This window comes from Maribacter sp. (assembly GCF_039968975.1).
Taxonomy (GTDB): domain Bacteria; phylum Bacteroidota; class Bacteroidia; order Flavobacteriales; family Flavobacteriaceae; genus Maribacter.
In genome coordinates this window covers 1-20,910 of sequence record NZ_JBDVOT010000142.1, presented here as the reverse complement: position 1 = coordinate 20,910, position 20,910 = coordinate 1, and the positions used below count along the sequence as shown (strand labels likewise).

19 protein-coding genes and 1 tRNA gene are annotated in these 20,910 nt (G+C 34.5%); 13 read left to right on the top strand and 7 right to left on the bottom strand.

Features of this window, described 5'->3' with window-relative positions; all coding sequences use genetic code 11:
- Together ABJI11_RS09465 and ABJI11_RS09460 are read right to left on the bottom strand one after the other, a co-directional pair.
- The coding region (locus ABJI11_RS09465) for a DUF6340 family protein (RefSeq protein ID WP_348351554.1) at positions 1-418 on the bottom strand (418 nt) is incomplete at its 3' end.
- Between the two features lie 67 nt (positions 419-485).
- Positions 486-674 carry a hypothetical protein gene (locus tag ABJI11_RS09460; protein ID WP_348351552.1) on the bottom strand — a complete coding sequence of 63 codons (189 nt, stop codon included), beginning with the start codon at positions 672-674 and terminating at the stop codon, positions 486-488.
- 277 nt (positions 675-951) lie between these two features.
- On the opposite strand from ABJI11_RS09460, the gene ABJI11_RS09455 reads away from it, so the two are divergent.
- Together ABJI11_RS09455 and ABJI11_RS09450 are read left to right on the top strand one after the other, a co-directional pair.
- Entirely contained in the window at positions 952-2,379 is a 1,428-nt protein-coding gene (locus tag ABJI11_RS09455) for an amidohydrolase (RefSeq protein ID WP_348351550.1), read from the top strand.
- Between the two features lie 132 nt (positions 2,380-2,511).
- Positions 2,512-3,510 (top strand): pirin family protein, encoded by a 999-nt coding sequence (locus ABJI11_RS09450; protein WP_348351548.1) that lies wholly within the window; start codon positions 2,512-2,514, stop codon positions 3,508-3,510.
- Positions 3,511-3,593: 83 nt separating this feature from the next.
- On the opposite strand, the gene murA is transcribed toward ABJI11_RS09450, so the two are convergent.
- The 3 genes from murA to ABJI11_RS09435 form a co-directional block, all read right to left on the bottom strand.
- Positions 3,594-4,901 (bottom strand): UDP-N-acetylglucosamine 1-carboxyvinyltransferase, encoded by a 1,308-nt coding sequence (murA, locus tag ABJI11_RS09445; RefSeq protein ID WP_348351546.1) that lies wholly within the window; start codon positions 4,899-4,901, stop codon positions 3,594-3,596.
- Positions 4,902-4,917: 16 nt separating this feature from the next.
- Positions 4,918-5,577: a DUF4290 domain-containing protein gene (locus tag ABJI11_RS09440; protein ID WP_276493147.1), complete on the bottom strand. Its 660-nt coding sequence runs from the start codon at positions 5,575-5,577 to the stop codon at positions 4,918-4,920.
- A gap of 81 nt (positions 5,578-5,658) precedes the next feature.
- Positions 5,659-5,946: a DUF493 family protein gene (locus ABJI11_RS09435; protein WP_348351543.1), complete on the bottom strand. Its 288-nt coding sequence runs from the start codon at positions 5,944-5,946 to the stop codon at positions 5,659-5,661.
- 81 nt (positions 5,947-6,027) lie between these two features.
- Between ABJI11_RS09435 and ABJI11_RS09430 the strand changes: the two genes are divergently transcribed.
- The 5 genes from ABJI11_RS09430 (at position 6,028) to ABJI11_RS09410 (ending at position 10,558) form a co-directional block, all read left to right on the top strand.
- Positions 6,028-6,603 (top strand): ATP-binding protein, encoded by a 576-nt coding sequence (locus ABJI11_RS09430; RefSeq protein WP_348351541.1) that lies wholly within the window; start codon positions 6,028-6,030, stop codon positions 6,601-6,603.
- Positions 6,596-8,491, top strand: coding sequence for a RecQ family ATP-dependent DNA helicase (locus ABJI11_RS09425; RefSeq protein WP_348351539.1), 1,896 nt, complete (start codon positions 6,596-6,598; stop codon positions 8,489-8,491). The genes ABJI11_RS09430 and ABJI11_RS09425 overlap by 8 nt, the downstream gene beginning before the upstream one ends.
- Before the next feature lies 1 nt (position 8,492).
- Positions 8,493-9,440, top strand: coding sequence for a methionyl-tRNA formyltransferase (gene fmt / locus ABJI11_RS09420; protein WP_348351537.1), 948 nt, complete (start codon positions 8,493-8,495; stop codon positions 9,438-9,440).
- A 170-nt stretch (positions 9,441-9,610) separates the two neighbouring features.
- On the top strand, positions 9,611-9,886 hold the full coding sequence (locus tag ABJI11_RS09415) for an HU family DNA-binding protein (protein ID WP_257786218.1): 276 nt from the start codon (positions 9,611-9,613) through the stop codon (positions 9,884-9,886).
- Positions 9,887-9,997: 111 nt separating this feature from the next.
- Positions 9,998-10,558: a YqgE/AlgH family protein gene (locus ABJI11_RS09410; protein WP_348351535.1), complete on the top strand. Its 561-nt coding sequence runs from the start codon at positions 9,998-10,000 to the stop codon at positions 10,556-10,558.
- Here the strand turns inward: ABJI11_RS09410 and ABJI11_RS09405 are convergent.
- Both ABJI11_RS09405 and ABJI11_RS09400 read right to left on the bottom strand, forming a co-directional pair.
- Positions 10,555-11,412, bottom strand: a complete 858-nt coding sequence (locus ABJI11_RS09405; RefSeq protein WP_348351533.1) for an aminotransferase class IV — start codon at positions 11,410-11,412, stop codon at positions 10,555-10,557. The genes ABJI11_RS09410 and ABJI11_RS09405 overlap by 4 nt on opposite strands.
- 52 nt (positions 11,413-11,464) lie before the next feature.
- Positions 11,465-11,848, bottom strand: coding sequence for an START-like domain-containing protein (locus ABJI11_RS09400; RefSeq protein ID WP_036154073.1), 384 nt, complete (start codon positions 11,846-11,848; stop codon positions 11,465-11,467).
- A 137-nt stretch (positions 11,849-11,985) separates the two neighbouring features.
- On the opposite strand from ABJI11_RS09400, the gene ABJI11_RS09395 reads away from it, so the two are divergent.
- From ABJI11_RS09395 to ABJI11_RS09370, 6 genes are all read left to right on the top strand, one after another.
- Positions 11,986-12,059: transfer RNA gene (locus tag ABJI11_RS09395), tRNA-Met, on the top strand.
- 53 nt (positions 12,060-12,112) lie between these two features.
- On the top strand, positions 12,113-12,946 hold the full coding sequence (locus ABJI11_RS09390; protein ID WP_348351531.1) for a hypothetical protein: 834 nt from the start codon (positions 12,113-12,115) through the stop codon (positions 12,944-12,946).
- Between the two features lie 75 nt (positions 12,947-13,021).
- Entirely contained in the window at positions 13,022-15,778 is a 2,757-nt protein-coding gene (locus ABJI11_RS09385) for a LuxR C-terminal-related transcriptional regulator (protein WP_348351529.1), read from the top strand.
- A 263-nt stretch (positions 15,779-16,041) separates the two neighbouring features.
- Positions 16,042-19,080 carry a TonB-dependent receptor gene (locus tag ABJI11_RS09380; protein WP_348351527.1) on the top strand — a complete coding sequence of 1,013 codons (3,039 nt, stop codon included), beginning with the start codon at positions 16,042-16,044 and terminating at the stop codon, positions 19,078-19,080.
- Between the two features lie 10 nt (positions 19,081-19,090).
- Positions 19,091-20,638 (top strand): RagB/SusD family nutrient uptake outer membrane protein, encoded by a 1,548-nt coding sequence (locus ABJI11_RS09375; protein ID WP_348351525.1) that lies wholly within the window; start codon positions 19,091-19,093, stop codon positions 20,636-20,638.
- Positions 20,639-20,650: 12 nt separating this feature from the next.
- On the top strand, positions 20,651-20,910 hold a 260-nt coding region (locus tag ABJI11_RS09370), incomplete at its 3' end, for an Ig-like domain-containing protein (RefSeq protein WP_348351523.1).

Sequence of the window (20,910 nt, the reverse complement as noted above, 5' to 3'; positions counted from 1 at the left end):
AGTCTCTAGCAATTCTTATATTTTCAGGTCTAGTAAATAAGGCATAGTTTGCGCCTAATTTTGAGCTTGCACTTAAAACGGCTTCTTTTCTACCAACAACAGCTTCAAATGCTTTTACAGGATTAATTCCTTCACCGGTAGAATACATACTATTACTAGATACATACTCATCTATAATTCTTCTATTTACTGGGTCATAAATTCTCCATCCATTTTTTACAGTTGTGTTCAATTCTATTCTATGCCTTGGTACGCTTGCTTCAACCACTAAATTAATTGGTATTTTAATTGTTGTCAATTCACAATTGGTTGCAGTATCCGTATCATAAAGTTCCAAAGAAAATAATACATCAACACTGTTTTCTTTACAGATACGATCAACGATATCCCTAGAAATTTCAGAAGAAAAAACACCCAGACCTTTTTTTATATCTTTTTGATTTTCAGTAATCTTAACGGCATCATATCAGTTTCCTCGCTAAAATTCATATTAAAACCAGTAACAGCATTATTTGCACCTTTTTATCCAAATTGAATTCTTCTAATGATAAAATCTTATCAATATCATCTAATGCGTTATTATTTCTCAAAGCACTGCTTCTATCTACTATCCCCACATTTGAAACATCATTTGGTATAGCTAATTGAGCAGGTTGGGTTATACCTAAGGTCATTCTATTAGTAGAACTAAAAACTCTAATTGAAAAAAATTAAGATTTAATTAATCATGAAAAAACGAGCTATTTAATTATAAAATTAGTGGTTGTGTACTATCTAAATTCTAAAATCCAAAAAAAGGATTAATTATTCTAAAAAAACGCCATATACTCATGACGAGCACGTTTTAACCTCAGTGAATTAAAGAATTTTATTTGGTATATTTACTAATGCTTTAACCTGATGTGTAGACTACTAATCAGAATTAGAGCTCAAATAACCAAAACAACTATAATGAAAAAAACATTTCTATTGTCACTGTGCATTTGCATGAGTGCATCGGTTTTTGCTCAAAAAATGAGCAAGGACAAAAATCTAATTATTTCTTCCGTTGAAAAACACAAAGAAGAACTTATTAAAATCAGTGATTCTATTTGGGCACTTGCAGAACTTGCATTTGATGAAACTGAATCTTCAAGAATTTTAGCGGATTATGCCGAAAAGAATGGAATGACAGTAACAAGAGGCGTTGCTGATATACCAACAGCGTTTACGGCAACTTATGGCTCTGGAAGTCCCGTAATCAGTATTTTGGGTGAGTTTGATGCCTTACCGGGTATTTCTCAAAAAACATCACCTATCAAAGAGCCACTAAAAGAAGGTGCTGCGGGTCATGGTTGTGGACACAACATGTTTGGCACAGCTAGTTTAGGATCTGCAATTGCTATTAAAGAATTAATGGACGCAGGAAAAATTAAAGGAACCGTAAAGTTTCTTGGAACACCAGCCGAAGAAAAATATTTCGCAAAAGTATGGATGGTAAAAGCCGGACTTTGGGATGATGTTGATGTAAATGTTAGTTGGCACCCATCTGCAGGTATTGAAGCCGATGTGCAAAGCGGATTATCACTAATAGATTTCGTTGTAGAATTTTATGGTCAGGCAGCACATGCCTCAATGGATCCATGGAACGGTCGTAGTGCATCAGATGCTTTAGAACTGTATACAACCGGAATCAATTATTACAGAGAACACATATTACCAAGTTCAAGAATTCACTACCATATACAAGATGGTGGTCAGGTAGTAAATGTTGTACCAGATTATGCTAAGCTTTGGGTTCGTGTAAGAGACCCTAAACGTTCAAAAATGCTACCAACCTATGAGCGTGTAAAAGCAATGGCAGAAGGTGCGGCAATTATGGCTAATGTAGATTATAAAATTTCATTGGTTTCAGGTATTTACGAAACTTTGGTAAACCGATCTGGAGGAGAAATCATGCAGAACAATCTTGAATTGCTAGGTCCAATTACGTATACCGAAGAAGAAACTATATTTGGCAAAGCCATACAAAAAGCGACAGGCAAACCAGAAGTTGGCCTAGATGGTACGGTACACCCATTAAGAGAAACATTAGAAACCCCAGGTGGCGGTTCTACAGATGTAGGAGATGTAAGCTGGAACGTTCCAAACATTAACCTAGGTGTTTCTGTAGCTCCTACGGGAACTCCTTGGCATTCATGGGCAGTTGTTGCCTGTGGCGGAATGTCTATAGGACATAAAGGAATGATACATGCATCTAAAGCTATGGGTATGACCATGCTAGATTTATTTCAAAACCCTAAGTTAGTGACCAAGGTTAAAGAAGAATTTAAAACCCGCAAAGGTGATGAAGTTTACGAACCAATGATCGATGGTCCACCACCATTAGATGGAGAATAAAAGAGAATTTATAAAGAAGCTATCTTAACAGGTAGCTTCTTTTTTTTTCAATTAACGTGAACAATCAAACCCTAAAAACAATTGGGTTGAAATTAACAATGCAGCTCATTAATTCTATGTAATTTGTTTATTATGAATAACAACATAAAACAAATTTTTCAATTGGGTTTTCCGTGGCAAACGCAAAATCCTTTTTTATTCTGCGCATATCATTTAGACCATTATCCAAAAGGAAATGGGGAACTCGGTCCAGCTGATTCTTTAGAGGGAAGAAATCTAGGTAATGATTTTCAAATTAAAGACGGATACAGAATGTATCACGGATCTACAGTACCAGGATTTCCTGCGCATCCGCATCGCGGATTCGAAACGATTACCATAGCAAATAAAGGATTCTGTGATCATTCAGATTCTTTAGGTGCGGCAGGTCGTTTTGGAGAAGGAGATGTACAATGGATGACCGCCGGCAGTGGTGTTCAACATTCAGAAATGTTTCCACTTATACATACAGATAAAGAAAACACACTAGAGCTTTTTCAAATTTGGTTGAATCTACCTTTAAAAAGCAAATTTGTTGACCCTCATTTTAAAATGCTGTGGAATGAAGATATTCCAATACTGAAATTAGAACAATCCACTGTTAAAATAATAGCTGGCAGCTTTAATGATAAACAAGCCTTAGAACCAGCTCCTGATTCTTGGGCTGCAGATGAAGACAACAATGTAGTCATTTGGAATATAAAAATTGAACTAAAAGGGTCTATAACCTTACCAAAGGCAAATAAAAGTTCAACTCGAACTATTTATTTCTATGAAGGCGATACAATAAACATTCTAGGTGAATCAATACCTAAAAATCATGGTATTGAAGTAGAGGCTGATTCAGAAATAACCATTAAGGCTATTGGCAGCGAAGCAAGTATTCTTGTTTTGCAAGGCAAACCCATTGATGAACCCGTGGCTAAATACGGACCGTTTGTTATGAATACTGATCAAGAATTACAAAATGCGATGAACGAATTCAGAACAACCCAATTTGGTGGTTGGCCATGGAGGCACCCTGATCATGTGCATGAAATCGGCAGAGGGAGATTTGCAAAATACCCTGATGGTACTTTAATAGAAAAATAACATTCAAAAGGCACTAAAAAGTAAAAACTCCATAATAAGGTTCAAACCTTATTATGGAGTTTTTTATATAATTCAATAAAAACTTAGACCCTAACAATCTTAGCTCCTATTGCACGTAATCTTTCATCAATATTCTCGTAACCACGATCTATCTGTTCAATGTTATGTATCGTAGAAGTTCCTTTTGCCGATAAAGCTGCAATTAACAATGAAACTCCAGCTCTAATATCTGGTGATGTCATTGTAGTAGCTTTTAAAGTAGATTTGAAATCATGACCAATTACTGTAGCCCTATGCGGATCACAAAGAATAACCTTAGCTCCCATATCCAATAATTTATCAACGAAGAACAGACGGCTTTCAAACATCTTTTGATGAATTAAAACTTCTCCTCTAGACTGTGTAGCAACTACTAGAATGATACTCAATAGATCAGGTGTTAAACCTGGCCAAGGTGCATCGGCAATGGTTAGAATAGAACCATCTATATAATTTTGTATTTCATATCCATTAACATGGGCAGGAATATAAATATCGTCACCTTTTCTTTCTAAAGTGATGCCTAACTTACCAAATACTGTTGGTATTTGACCTAAGTCATCCCAACTAACATCTTTAATGGTCAATTCACTTTTGGTCATTGCTGCCAAACCTATCCAGCTACCTATTTCAATCATATCAGGAAGCATACGATGATCTGTACCTCCTAATTTATCAACTCCATCAATCACTAAAAGATTAGAACCAACTCCAGATATCTTGGCGCCCATTCTATTTAACATTTTACAAAGCTGTTGTAAATACGGTTCACAAGCCGCGTTGTAGATTGTTGTTTGACCTTCTGCCAGTACCGCTGCCATAACAATGTTCGCAGTTCCGGTTACAGAAGCCTCATCTAATAACATGTAAGTTCCTTTCAACTTATCTGCTTCTACTCCGTAGAAATATTCTTCGCGATTGTAACGGAATTTGGCACCTAGTTTAATAAAACCTTCAAAGTGTGTATCTAAACGTCTACGACCAATTTTATCGCCACCTGGTTTAGGTATATAACCTTTACCAAAACGTGCCAATAGCGGTCCTACCAACATAATAGAACCTCTTAAGCCTCTACCATCTTGTTTAAACTGATCAGATTGCAAATATTCTAAGTTAATGTCATCTGCCTTAAAAGTATAAGAGCCTTTGCCTTTCTTTTGGATTTTTACACCAAGATCTTCTAAAAGCGCTATAAGTTTATTTACATCGACAATATCCGGAATATTGGTAATCGATACTTTTTGGTCTGTAAGTAGTACTGCGCAAAGTATTTGAAGTGCTTCGTTCTTTGCTCCTTGAGGTGTTATTTCACCAGATAACTGGTGCCCTCCTTCAATTTTGAATGTCCCCATCTAGAGAAGTGGAAATTTAATAGCGTTTTTTACCGCGGTTATTATTATTTCTTTGATTTTTCTTACCTGAATTATTTGAACGAGGAGATTTTGCTACCCTGTTCTTAAGGAATTGTCCGCTATCGGTTAAACTTTCGCCTTCTGCGGCTAAATCGATACGACCATCACTTAATTCAAACAAATGCTTAAAAATTGCTTTGTCATCAACAACATCCTTATTCCAATTTAAGTAGCACTTTTTCATGTGATTGGCAATCGCATATTCTAAACCGGAACGCTTATCACCCTTCTCCCACTCAACGGCAACATCAATCATACGTTTAATGTTGTTTCCATAAAAACGATATTTAGGAAAGTTTTGAGGGTACTCTAAGGCATCAGGTCTTTTTCTTAAAATCTCTTTAGAGGTAATAGGAAAAGGAGAATCTACATCCAACTTAAAATCGGACATAATGAATAATTGATCCCAAAGTTTATGCTGAAAATCAGGCACATCGCGCAAATGGGGTTGTATATTTCCCATAACGCTTATAATTGCTTGCGCAACTTTATTTCTTTCTTCACGGTCTTCAATTGATATTGCATGGTTCACCATTTTTTGAAAATGACGGCCATACTCTGGTATAATCAAATGCTCACGCTCTGTATTATATTCTAGGTTTTCTACTAATTGCAAATTGAAAATTTTAGCTTATTGTGTTTGAGAAGTATTCTTATAACGATGCCAAATTAAGAAAATTATAGATGAAATGCTATTTTACAGGGATATTACGCCCTCTAACTTACCCACCTCTTTATATTTTTCTATAACCGCATCTGGGCTTTTCATATTCACTGTTATTGAAACACTGGTATATTTACCGTTTTTAGATTTCTTTAAATTGATAACCGCACCAGTATTATCGAAAATGGTATTTATTTTATCAATTTTATCCGTTTCTGTCTCTACAATAAATTTATACAGATAGTTAGAAGGCCATTTTGATGTTTCTGTTAATTGCTCGTGTAATTTTTTATAAAATTCTTCTGGGTTATTTTCGTCCATCACTAGTATTTTATGCAAAGATAAGTGTAATGTACCAGTTTTTTAATACTGTTGATTATTGTACTTTTGCTTTCATAAATTATGAGTTTGAAAAGCAAGAGAATTGTTGTAACAGGAGGTCCGGGAACGGGAAAAACAGTGCTAATATCTTCACTTGAAGAAAATGGCTACCATTGTTTTCATGAAGTGATCAGAACAATGACCTTAGACGCCTTAGGCGATGTTGCATTAGATGAAAAATTAGTAAACCCTATTGATTTCGTTGAAGATTCTAAAAGTTTTAACGATGAGTTGATCAATGCCCGTTTACAACATTTCATCAATGGTCAAAATATAAAAAAAGATCATTTATTCTATGATCGCGGCTTACCGGATGTTATTGCATATATGGATTATTTTGGTCAACCATCTGAGCAACATTATGCAGACTTATGCCTAGAACACAGATATGACGAGGTATTGATTTTACCACCTTGGAAGGAAATTTATGTTCAAGATAATGAACGAATGGAAAATTTTGAACAAGCTTGTGGAATACACGAAAAGCTTGAAAACACATATATTAATCTGGGGTATACACCAATAGAAGTTCCTTTTGGTACTATTGAAAATCGTATGCAATTTGTTGTAGATTTTATAAACAAAACGGGTGAGTAATACACCAAAAGAAATCTTATCTAAATATTGGGGTTTTGACAGCTTTAGGGGCTCTCAAGAAGAAATTATCAATGCCATATCTAATGGTCAAGATGTTTTAGGCCTATTGCCAACTGGTGGTGGCAAGTCTCTATGCTTTCAAGTACCGGGTTTAATGAAAGAAGGTATTTGCATAGTTATTTCGCCGTTAGTAGCATTAATAGAAAATCAAGTAGACAACCTTCAAAAACTAGGCATTAAGGCTATAGGTCTAAAAGGCGGACTCAAATTTACCGAAGTAGATAAGTTATTGGATAATTGTATTTACGGCAATTATAAATTCTTATATCTTTCTCCAGAACGCTTGCAACAAGAACTGGTTCAAGAACGCATAAAAGCCATGAACGTGTCTATGTTCGTTATAGATGAGGCACATTGTATTTCTCAATGGGGTCATGATTTTAGACCCGCATATTTAAGCTGCTCCATATTGCGAGAGCTTCACCCCACCCCACCCATGGTAGCACTTACAGCCACGGCTACAAAAAGAGTTAGTGAAGATATAATCACATCATTAGAGCTTACCTATCCTTTTGTAGTCAAAGATTCATTTTTTCGAAAAAATATTGGTTTTGAAGTGATAATGACCGAAGATAAAAACGGTCGCTTAAAGCAATACTGTCAACAAATAGAACATAGTGCCATTGTATATGTCAGAAGCAGACGTATAGCAGAAGAACTATCTAGATATCTTGTACAGAATAACTTGAAGGCAACCTTTTACCATGGCGGTGTAGATCGGAAAATGAAAACCGAACGCTTAAATCTTTGGTTACAAGATAAAGTTCAAATCATGGTTGCTACCAATGCCTTTGGTATGGGCATAGATAAGCCAGATGTTGAATTGGTAGTTCATTACCAAATTCCAGATAGTTTAGAAAATTACTTTCAAGAAGCAGGTAGAGCTGGTAGAAATGGTGCTTTTGCCAAGGCTATATTACTTACCAATACCACTGATAAGGTTTTAGTAAAAAAGCAATTCATTGAAATTTTACCTGATGTAGCTTACGTAAAAATGATCTACAGAAAGTTAAATACTTTTTTTCAAATAGGATATGGAGAATTTACAGAAGCAAAATTCCATCTTAATTTTAACGAATTCTGTAGCATCTACAAACTGAATACATTTTTAACTTACAATGCATTACAGCTACTAGACAGAAATTCTGTATTATCATTATCTGAAAATTTCTCTAAAAAAATCACCATTAAATTTATTACGGATAAGGATACATTGTATCGATATATTGATACTAATGCTAAACTTGCCGATTTTATAAAAGTAGTATTACGAACCTATGGCGGTCTCTTTGAATTTGACACTCAAATAAACACGTATTTATTATCCAAAAAAACATCACTACCAGAATCATTAATACATCAGAATTTTGAGGTGTTGGCAAAAGATGAAATTATTGAATACCAAAGTGTGTCAAGTGATTTAGAAATGGTCTTTTTAGTACCAAGAGACGATGACCGTACCATAAACATGTTCGCGAAGAATATAGAAGAACAAAACCAGCTTAAAGTAGAGAAGGTTACAAAGATGTTGAACTTCATTGAAAATGACAGTATATGTAGAAGTATTCAGTTATTGGAATACTTTGGTGAAGTTCAAGAAAAAGAATGTGGTATCTGCAATGTATGCCTAAGCCAGAAGATAGGCAATACCGATGTTGTGCATGCCAAAATTAAAATAATTCAAATATTAAAAGAACAAACCGCAAACTCTAGAGAATTACAACAACGACTGAACACAACACAAGAAATAGTAATTACAGCTTTGCAAGAACTTTTGGAAGACAACTTTATATCATTAAACACTACAAACGAATACCAACTATTATAATATGGAAGCATTGAGAATTGTATTTATGGGAACACCAGATTTTGCTGTAGGCATTTTAGACAAACTGGTAAAAGAGAATTATAATGTAGTTGGTGTTATAACTGCACCAGACAGACCAGCCGGAAGAGGACGTAAAATAAATGAATCTGCAGTTAAAAAATATGCCGTAGAACATCACCTAAATATCTTACAACCTACCAATTTAAAAGACCCTGACTTCTTAAACACCCTAGCATCTTTAAATGCCAATTTACAAATAGTAGTTGCCTTTAGAATGCTACCAAAGCTTGTGTGGGGAATGCCAAAATACGGGACCTTTAATCTACACGCATCCTTATTACCACAATATAGAGGCGCTGCACCTATTAATTGGGCTATTATAAACGGAGAAACAAAAACAGGGGTGACAACATTCTTTATAGATGAAAAGATTGATACCGGCGCCATAATAATGCAAGATGAAGCAATTATAGAAAAAACAGATAATGCAGAAGACCTACATGATAAGTTGATGCACCTAGGTGCTGAGACCGTTGTAAAAACAGTTGCAAGAATTCAAGAAGGAAATTTTGAGACTACAAAACAACCAAACTCAGATGATTTAAAAGATGCGCACAAAATATTTAAAGAAACCTGTGAAATAGATTGGAGCAAAACTGCAGAGGACATATACAATTTTATAAGGGGCTTAAGTCCATACCCTGCGGCTTGGACAACATTAACAAACGGTGACCAAACCATAATTACCAAAATTTATAAAGCAAGTATAGAAGTTGAAGAACATGACTTGCCAACCGGATCGCTGATTTTTACTAAAAAACATATGAAAGTTGCAGTGCAAGGCGGATACTTAAATCTTGAAGAAATACAACTTCAAGGTAAGAAAAGGATGTTTGTGAGAGATCTGTTAAATGGTCTGAATTTAGAAAAAAACGCAAAAATGGGGTGAGACCCCGTGTTTGTTGGGCTGCGAGAAACGTAAAAAAAAACCTACTTTATTAACAAACACGCTGAGTTATCAACAAAACAAGGGATTTCCCCTTGTTTTACTTGTGTTGCTCAGAAATCCATATAAATTTGTTAGTAGGTATAAATTATTTAATCACAATTAATTATCACATTATGAACAAAACAGAATTGATCGATGCAATGGCAGCTGACGCTGGCATCACAAAAGCTGCGGCAAAAAAGTCATTGGAATCTTTCTTGGGAAATGTTGAAAATTCTCTTAAAAAAGGAGATAGAGTTTCTTTAGTAGGTTTCGGTTCTTGGTCCGTATCTAAAAGAAATGCAAGAGAAGGTAGAAATCCATCAACTGGAAAAACTATCCAAATCGCTGCTAAAAATGTAGTAAAGTTTAAAGCAGGTGCTGATTTAGGTAAAGCTGTAAACTAATTTTACACTGATAAATTTATTAAAAGCGCCTTAATTGGCGCTTTTTTTATTTCTATGTTTTTGCATTTAGACAGAATTGTCTTACTTTAGGTATATAATCATAGTAAATATATGATCGCATTAAAGCCAACCAAAGGAAAATTACTTGTTGCCGAACCGTCTTTAACAGGAGACGTTTCTTTCAATAGATCCGTTGTATTGTTAGCAGAACACAGCAATGATGGTTCTGTTGGTTTTATTTTAAACAAACCATTAGAATACCATATTAACGAACTCGTAACAGAAATTAAAATCCCTTTTCAAGTATATAACGGAGGGCCTGTAGAACAAGACAATCTTTATTTTATTCATAAAGTACCTCACTTAATAGCCAACAGCGTAGAGATTTCAGATGGCATTTATTGGGGCGGTGATTTTGAAAAAACCGTAGAGCTTATTAATAAAGGGATTATCTCTGAAGATGATATTAGATTCTTCCTAGGTTACTCTGGCTGGTCTTCCTTACAATTAAATGAAGAATTGACCTCTAAATCGTGGATTGTCGTAGAAAACGAGCATGAAAGCAGAATTATACAAAAAGCTGCAAAAGCAATTTGGAAAGAAAACATGATACAGCTAGGTGGTGATTATTTATTATGGTCTAACGCACCAGAAAACCCTAGCTTAAACTAAACACTTTTAGTCAAAGACATTCTTGCCGCTGCATTTAATTTACCTATTAGATTTTTTGCAATTGCATTAACAAATTTCTTCTTTCTATATTTTGTTACAGATACAATACCGTCAATATTATTTACAATGAACAATTCATCTGCTTTTTGAAGTTCAAAAGGCGAAATACTATCTTCTAAAAATTCAAAATCATTTAGTTTATTAATAATATCAACGAGCTTTTTTCTTAAAATGCTATTTGTACAACCATCTGTTACAGGTGCAGTTTTAATTTGACTGCCCTTAACCACAAACAAATTACCATTTAAAGCCTCTATAACCTGCTTTCTTTCATTAAGCAACAAACAATCTTGATAATCATTTTCTTGAGCGTAAATAGCACCTACAACGTTTAATACTTTGTTATTAGAATCTAAATTAGAGAGCATGCTAGAGTTCTTATAGAAATCTTTAAAAAGTTCAACTTCATAGGAGTCCTCATTTAGAATAAAAAACGGATTCTTTAATGTTTTGCTTGTAATAAAGTAAGAAATGGTATTATCAGAAATAGAAAAATCATTTTGGCTATTTCTAAAAACGTTGAATTTTATTTGCTTGGCTTCTTTTAAATCATTCTCAGTGATACATTTTAGAATTTCCTTTTCCATAAACTCCATTGTAAAATTCATAGGAATTTCCATTCTTAAAATTCTCATGGAAGACATTAAGCGTAAATAATGATCTTCTAAAAAAATAATGTCACCGTTTAGAACACGTAATTCTTCAAAAACGGCATCACCAAGCTGTACTCCCCTATTATTTTCATTTAAAAAAGAAGTGTTATCCTCAAGAAGTTCGCCATTAAAATTGAACATAAAAAAAGCCTTAAAAAATTAAGGCTCAAAGATACTGTAAATAAGGCTATTTTTAAGATGATCCTAACACCTGTTTTAAATCTGATACTTGGTTGGTCCAAAGCATTTTAGATTCATCAATTTCGTCATCTTCTGCAAAGTCAGTTATAAATAACGAAACATCTTTAGTGATTTCATCTACAATTATTTTCATTTCAAAAAAACTATCATCCTCTGCTTCATCCCAAGCAAAACGTACAAACTCGTCTGTTTTTCTTTTTAATAATTTAGCTTCTTCTTCAGCTCCATCCCATATAAATGTAAACTTTTCACCTCTAGAATTTACATTATCTGCAAACCACTCTGATAGTCCAGATGGCGTTGCCAAGTATTGATATAACATCTGTGGTGAAGACTGAATTACAAACTCTATTTCAAATTTTATTTTATCGCTCATGTGCATGCTACTTTAATATGGGCAATATATATATTTATAAATGATAAAAAAATAAATGACGAGTATTATTTTTTTAATCAACTTTTGTTGAAGAACAAAAAAATTACCACTATATTTGCAGCCGTTTAAAATAATATGGCGAGGTAGCTCAGTTGGTTAGAGCGTCGGATTCATAACCCGGAGGTCGGGGGATCGTGCCCCCCTCTCGCTACATTAGTGAATTCAAGTAAAACAACGGTTTAGTTCAATCTAAACCGTTTTTTTATGTCTATATTTCTGCATGCAATTACAATTGAACACGAAAGTGAACACGATTTGTCTACAAAACCAAATTTTTCAGTACCAAAAATCTATACCGCCAAAGGTGACCTTTCTAAAAGGTGGTATGTCCATTTTTCATTTAGAAATCCAAAAACTAATAAATTGGAACGAATGAAAAATATTTATGGCAAGGCAAATAATTATAAAACAAAGGCAGATAGATTAACAATTCTAACCTCATACCGTAAAAATTTATTAAAATTATTGAGATCTGGCTATAGCCCTTTGGAAAATCAATCTGTAGACCAAATTCAAGAAACAGATTCAAAGCAAGTAAGAGCAGACAATAAAGCAGAAAAAATCAAAACTGAATATACAGGGTCTACTAACAAAATATCGAATAAAGAACTGCCCTCTCAATCGGAAACAAAGGATTTAGGAATACCCCTAAAAGATGCTTTCGATTACGTTTTAAAGCTGAAGAAAAATCAAGTTAAAGCTAGAACAGTTCAAGATTATCGAATTAAAGGTCAAACTTTTTTAAAATGGCTATCAGAAAATTATCCAAATGTTACACATACCCCTCAGTTAACTAAAAAAATGTTGCTTAATTTTTTAAACGAAATAGTCATCAATACAAGCCCTAGAAATAGAAATAATTTCAGATTGACCCTTGGAACTTTTTTGCAAACTTTAGAAGAAAATGAAATTATAAAATTCAACTTTATAAAAACGATTAAGGTTTTAAACATTTATTTAATACAAATGGCGTTACAATTCGAGAATTATAAACACCGTCATATTTTAACCTATTCGGCAAAAGTTATATTGTTTTAACTTATGCTAGTTTTACGTGCCTTATGATTCTACTATCTTTATCATAAGAGCTAATTACTATACTTTATTAAATAAATGAACATTAGAGTACTTCTTATCATCATAATATTTATCATTCCTAGCTGGATTTTAGGGCAAAACCTTTCCCCTCCTATTCAAAACTACAGCAGCTATGAGTACAATGCTGCTAGCAAAAACTGGGGTCTTACTATTGATGATAATGGCGAATTATATGCTGCCAATAATAGTGGTTTGCTTCATTTTAATGGTGAAATCTGGACACTCAATAAATTACCGAACAAAACCATTATTCGGTCAGTGGCTTATGTAAACGGTAAAATATTTACTGGATCTTATGAAGAATTCGGATTCTGGAAGATGAACGACTATGGTTCTTTAAACTACACATCGTTGACACATTTAATTAAGGATCATGAATTTACAAACGAAGAATTTTGGCAAATTATACAACTTGACGATGCTGTCATATTTCGATCTTTTTCCACCGTATACATTTATAAAAATAAAAAGATTTCTGTTTTAGATGCTCCCTTTGTTGTTACCAATATAGCCAAGTACAAAAATCAAATTATTGTTGCAGGTGAACAGCGTAGATTATACTGGATAAAAAACAATACCCTTACTCCGTTAAAATCTCAAGAAATATTAGAAGGAAAGACTATTGTAGATATGGTCCCTTTCGGAGACGATTTAATCATTGGCACCAAACTAAACGGTTGCTTTTTACTTATTGATGAACAAGTAAAAATATTAGATGACACCATTAACAATGAACTTAAAGAGCATCAACTAAACAAAGTATTATCACTTGATAGCAACACCATTGCATTTGGCACCATTAAAAACGGAGTTTACACCTACAACACCAAATCGAATACCTTTCAAAACTTAAACAAAGCCCTAGGACTTCAAAACAATACTGTTTTGGCTATGCTACAATTTAAAGAGCAACTTTGGTTAGGTCTTGATAATGGTATAGATAAAATTCAATTGAATAACCCCATCACCTATTACACTGATCATTCAGGTGTTTTGGGTACTGTATATGATTTGGTAGATTATGAGAATGAACTTTACCTGGGCAGTAATACAGGTATCTATTATTTTAGAGATAATCAACTACAATTTGTACCTGGATCTCAAGGTCATGTTTGGGATTTAAAAATTATTGATGGTGACCTCTTTTGCGGGCATAATACCGGCACCTTCATTTTAAAAAATGGAGTTCTAAGTAAGGTTTCGGATATATCTGGAGGATATCAAATAGTTAAAGTTCCTGAAACTCAATCATCCTACATTCAAGGCACTTACACTGGCTTGGCAAATTTTATAAAAGATGAAAATGGAAATTGGCAAACTAGTCGTATAACCGGAATTGATTTCCCCGTAAAACAACTGTGCTTTGAAAATGCAAATACAATTTGGGCAGCTCATCCTTATAAAGGACTTTTCAAAATTAAAATGAACGACACACATACCAAAGTACTGGAGTTCAAAGAGATTAAAACAGGAGCAATACCTAATACTTATAATATCAAATTATATAATATTAAGAACCAAATCATACTATCTAGTGAAGGTAATTGGTTCAAATATGACCCTATATCAGATGTAATATCTGAGTTTGATGAGTTTCAAGATTATAAGAATATGGACTTGGTAAACTACAATGCAACAAGTTATTGGTTTTTTGATAATGATAACCAGAAGAAAATAATTCACACCGATTTAGCTCAAAACCAGTTTACTTTAGATGATGCACAACTTAGAAAAAGATTGGCCATTGAAACTGAAACTATTGTAAACTATAATGATTCAACGTATTACTTTACACTCACTGATGGATTTGGCAAACTTAACCTGAACAGGTTTAAAAAAGAATTGCAAAATGTAGAACTACCAACACCAAGAATAAGTTCTTTTAATGATGATCAAGAAACTTACACCATACATGAAGATCTTTACAAAATACCTTTTAATAAATCAAAGAACATAAAAATAGCTGTTGCAGCTGGTAGCATTAAGCAATGCACCTATTACTATCAACTTACCGGCACCATAGAACAGACAAGTTATTTTGACTATGGTGATATTAACCTACAAAATTTACCATTTGGCACGTATACATTAAACATACATACTGTAAGCATAGGCAATGAGCTATCTGAACCTAAAATAATTGATTTTAAAATATTACGTCCGTGGTATTTTTCCAATTGGAGCTTACTTGCCTACCTACTATTATTTATTGCTATTATTCTTGTCGTTCGTTGGTATAATAGAAATAAATTGGCAAAAAAACATAACCTCCTAAAAATTCAGATGCAGAGAGAGCAAGAAGAGCATTTGGCTCAAATGGAGAAAGAGAAACTTGAAAAAGAAATTAAAAGAAAGCAGACAGAGCTAGCAAGGACAACTATGAGTGTTGCCAAGAAAAATGAGCTTATTATTGAACTAAAGGACCTAATTGCCTTAAACCAAGAATCATTTTCCAATAAGCAACGTTTTAGATCCCTCTCAAAAAAACTGGATAGCTCTATGAACGAAGATCAAGATTGGAAACATTTTGAGGTAAGTTTTAAAGAATTACATGAAGACTTTTTTGAAAACCTTTTAAAAAAATACCCAAAACTTACCCCAAAAGATTTACGGTTATGTGCTTACCTTAAAATGAATCATACTACAAAAGAGATTGCTCCTTTAATGGGTATTTCTATTAGGGGTGTGGAAATACATAGGTACCGCCTTCGTAAAAAATTGAATATTGACAGCTCTCAAAACCTATCTAACTATCTCATTAAATTTAAATAGAACAGGTTTTTTCCGTTTTTAAAATTACTACACATATTAATTATGCGTTAATTGTATACATCATTACTACATCACTACGTTAATTTTTACTTTTATATTAACACATCTACTACTGCAAATTCCCATTTTAAAGGGTTTTCTCGCCATATACCTTATTGATGTACTTTTTATGTAGTTCAATAAAAAATATGGGCAAGTTGTTTTAATAACTTGCTGCTGAAATTAACAACTTGATAATTTTACAACTCAATTTTTAAACAATTATGAAAATAGGAATCAAATTTTTAACATTCTGCATTTTACTAAGCCATTTGACGGTTTTTGCGCAAAATGGAATTTCGGTTTCGGGAACTGTTACCGACGATAGTGGGCAACCATTACCAGGTGCGAGTATTATCGTAAAAGGTACTACTACAGGAACCCAAACTGATTTTGACGGTTTATATGCATTAAACGATGTACCCAATAATGGTACACTAGTAATTAGTTACATCGGTTACTCTACTCAAGAAATCGCTGTGAATGGGCAAACAACTATAGATATATCTTTATCTGAAGATTCTCAAGCTTTAGAAGAAGTTGTAGTCGTTGGTTATGGTACCCAGAAAAAAGCAGATCTTACGGGGTCTATTACAACGATTAAGACTGAAGATATTACAAGAACTCCTACTAGTGCCGCCATGCAATCACTGCAAGGTAAAGTAGCGGGACTTCAAGTGGTTAGTAGTGGCGCACCTGGTACAGGACCTACTATTCGTGTTCGTGGTATTGGCTCTTATGTTGGTGGTGCTTCTGACCCTTTATATGTAGTAGACGGGACTTTTTTCGATGATATCGATTTTTTAAATACAGAAGATATTGAAACTATTTCTGTACTTAAAGATGCATCAGCTTCCGCAATTTATGGAGTTCGTGCAGCTAACGGTGTGGTACTGATAGAAACCAAATCTGGTAAAATAAATCAGAAACCAGAAATCACTTATAATGGATATCAGGGTGTACAGATAGCGCAAAACGTTGTTAAACTATCAAATTCAGAACAGTTTGCAACCCTTGCAAGAGAATCTGGCTCTGATGCAGAAGCACAATCCATAGAAAATGCTATTCAACGCTATGGTAGAAGCAGAATTAATCCTAATGTACCTGATGTAAATACAGATTGGTACGATCTTATTTTACGTCACGCATTACAGCAAAATCATAGTGTAGGTGTTGCCGGTGGTACTGAATCCGTAACCTATTCTTTAGGGTTAAATTACTTTGAACAAGAAGGCATTTTGAATATGAAGAACGATTACGAAAGATTCAATATACGTTCTAAAATCAATGTTGACATTACCGACCGATTAGATATTGGTATTTCTACTCTATTTAGTAATGCAACAAGTTACAAACCTGAAAATACTGCATTTGCATTAGCATATTATGCAACTCCTACAATGCCTGTTCTTGACCCTTCAAAAACAGAAGCATACCCAAGACCTTATGCCAATGCACAAGATTTAGGTTATAGAGGTACACAGAATCCGTTTCCTGTAATGGAAAACACAGAAAATAGAGACAAGATTAGAAATACACTAACAACGGTTGATCTTAACTACCAATTAGTACCTGATAAATTGACTTTAAAAACTGCTTTTTATCACAACTTTGAAACTACCAAAACTAGAGAAGTACGTTTACCTTACTTTTTTGGAAACGGTAACGCTTTTAGGGAAAATGCAGAATTAATAAAAAGGAATGCAACATTTTCTGAGCAAACTTGGGATAATACCTTAACCTATAATGACAGTTATGGCAAACACAATTTAACTGCATTGGTAGGTACTTCTTACAGGGACCGCTCTTATGAGCTATTAGAGGCTAAAGGTCTTAATTTTCCTAACGGTCCAGGAATTGGTGATGAATCTTATTATTTAGACCTTGCCAATTCAATTGATATTGATGGTGTTGGTGATGACGGTGTTAGACAATACTTCTTCTCTTATTTTGGTCGTATTGCTTATAACTTTGACAGCAAATACCTCCTTTATGGTACGTTTAGAGCTGATGGTACTAGTAAATACCAAGAAAAATGGGGTTATTTCCCAACTGTTGGTGTAGGCTGGGTAGTTTCTGAAGAATCTTTCTTAGAGAACAGTAACGTTATAAACTTTTTAAAGCTTAGAGCCAGTTGGGGTGAATTGGGCAATGCCAATGTTGACTCTAGTACTGGTGGAATTACGTCTGATGCGGTAGATGGTGCATTTGGGGATGTTCGCTATCCTGGTCTTGTAACCAGTAGTGATTTTGAAGCCCTAAAATGGGAAGTAACCGCAGAAACCAACGTAGGTTTAACTGCTAGGTTATTCGATAATAAATTAACATTAGATACTGACTACTACGTTAGAGAAACTCGTGACGCTGTTATACCGGTATCTAGATTATTAGTTCCTGGGGAAACCAGACAAAATGTTGGTGTTATCAGAAACTCCGGTTTTGAAATTGTTGCCAACTGGAATCAGAAAGTATCCGATAACTTTAGCTTCAGTGTAGGCGGTAACTTCTCAACTTTAGATAATGAAGTCCTAGATTTAGCAGGACAAGAGAATCTTACTTCTGGAGGTGACACTGCCCAACGTACGGTCGTAGGTAGTACTATTAGTCCGTTTTTCGGATTAAAAGTTGATGGAGTATATCAAACTGATGAAGAAATTCAATCTGACCCTGCTGCACAAGCTGCTATTGCCGATGGATTGACCGTTGCTCCTGGCGATTTAAAATTTGTAGATCAAAATGGAGATATGGTAATAGATGCACAAGATAGAGTTGATCTTGGTTCTTACCTTCCTACTTATTCATTCGGATTCAACTTAGGAATGAATTATAAGGCGTGGGATTTTAACCTAAATGTCATTGGGCAAGGTGGTAATGTAATCGCCAACCAGAAGCGTTTTGCTATTCGTCAAACTCCAGATGCCAATATTGATAGGGATTTTGCTATAAATAGATGGAACGGTGAAGGTAGTACTAATAGCTATCCATCGGCAAGAGGAATTAGAAACCCTTGGAGCAACCAGTTCTTAAGTAGCTTTTTTGTAGAAAAAGGAGATTTTGTAAGACTACAGAACGTAACTTTGGGGTATACACTACCTAAGTTAAACGGAAAATTTAATCCTGATATTAGATTCTACATCACTGCAGAACGTCCGTTGACATTCTTCAATTACAATGGTTTTACCCCTGAGGTTTCAGATGGTAGAGATACCCAAACCTATCCAATACCAGGTGTGTACACATTTGGTGTAAATATTAAAATTTAAAAATACAGCTATGAAATATTTAAAAGTTAACAAACTAACAGTGCTTTTAGCCTTTCTAGGTACTGTACTTCTAGGTTGTTCAGACGAACTTGACCAACCTGAATTGAACAATAATTTTGCCGGAGGAACAGATTTCTCTCAGACAGACGATATGATTTTGTCTCTTGTAGGAGTTTACCAATCTGTTGCTGATAGAGGTTGGGAGCAGCCATTGGTAGTTGCTACAAGAGGGGATGATGTTAACGCTGCTGGTGATCAACAGGGTTTAATAAATCAAGATCGCTATGTATATGACAACTCTTTTTTCGGTTCTAGAACATTATGGGAAACGTATTACGGTGATATCATAGGTGCCCATACAGGTATGGAACAGATACAAAGATATATGGAGTTTGCCGATGACGAAGGTATCGCAAAGGGCAATCAATATATCGCAGAAGCAAAAGTACTTAGAGCTGTGCTACTTTTTCAATTGTCACAGGTATATGGTTCGGTATTTATTCCAACTTCTTCAAATCTAAACGATTTTGCAGATGTTACATCGGTACCAAGTAAAGATGAAGTAATGCAACACATTTCTGACCAAATGGATGAAGCAATACCTTTCTTACTTGATTTAAGACCAAATGAACGTACAGATTTACCTGGCGGAGTTACCAAATACACCGCTCTAATGATTAAGGCAGAAGCTAATCAAGAACTGGAGAACTACCAAGCCGTTGCAGATGCTGCAGGTGAAATAATTGCTTCGGGAAAATTTACATTGTATCCTGATTATTATGAATTATTCAAAACACCAGGTAAGCTTAGCGATGAAAATTTATTCGAATTTCAATACTCTGATTTTGGAAATGGTGAAGGAGACAGAATTAGTCATTTATATGCTCCTTACGGTCCCAACTCATGGAATCCAGAAGTTGATGGCTCTAGCAACGGGTGGGGTTTTTTTGAACCTAGCTTAAAATATGTTGAATTCATGCTTGATAGAGGTGAAACCGAGCGTTTAGAAACTTCTGTTTTCTTTAGCCAAAAAGGTATTGACAGTTTAATCGCCACTACACCCTACACAGCAGAAACATTACCATCATTTGTTTCGCCGACTACAAGAGATGGTGATGAAAACACCTCTACCGTGCGCTCTATATTTTCAAGTGGAAAGCACTATTTGCCAACAAATCAATTAATACCTGGTCGTACAGAATATGGTAGTAATAAGAACAATATTGTCTTTCGTTACTCAGAAACATTGTTGATGTACGCAGAAGCATTGGTGCAAGGAGCAAATAATTCGACCATGACTGCTGACGAGGCAGTTAATCTGGTGCGTTCAAGGGCAAATATGGCACCTTTAAGTGGCGTAACACTTGACCAGATTATAGATGAAAAATATGCCGAGCTTTCAATGGAATGGGGAAAGCGCTTTTTTGATATGGTTAGATTAGGTAGGTACGATGAATTAAGTTTTGATGGAAGAACATTTACTGAAGACAAGGCTTTTGTTACCTATCATCAAGATCAGATTGACGAGTTTCCAATATTGGGTGAAATAGCTAACTAAAAACAAACAACGATGAAACATTTTAAAAACATAATTACTTTTTTGTTGGCTACCTTTATTTTGGTTGCCTGTGAAGACGGTATAGATTCACTTACTGAAGTTGACCCTGGTGCAGATGAAAAAGCTCCTAGTATCACTATTACTTCACCTACAGAAGGTTTAGCTGTAAAAGTGAACGAAGAACTAGCAACCATTACTATAAAATTTGAAGCTCAAGATGATATTGAGTTGGCTTCGGTAAATGTTGCTTTAGATGGAACTTCTATTAAAAG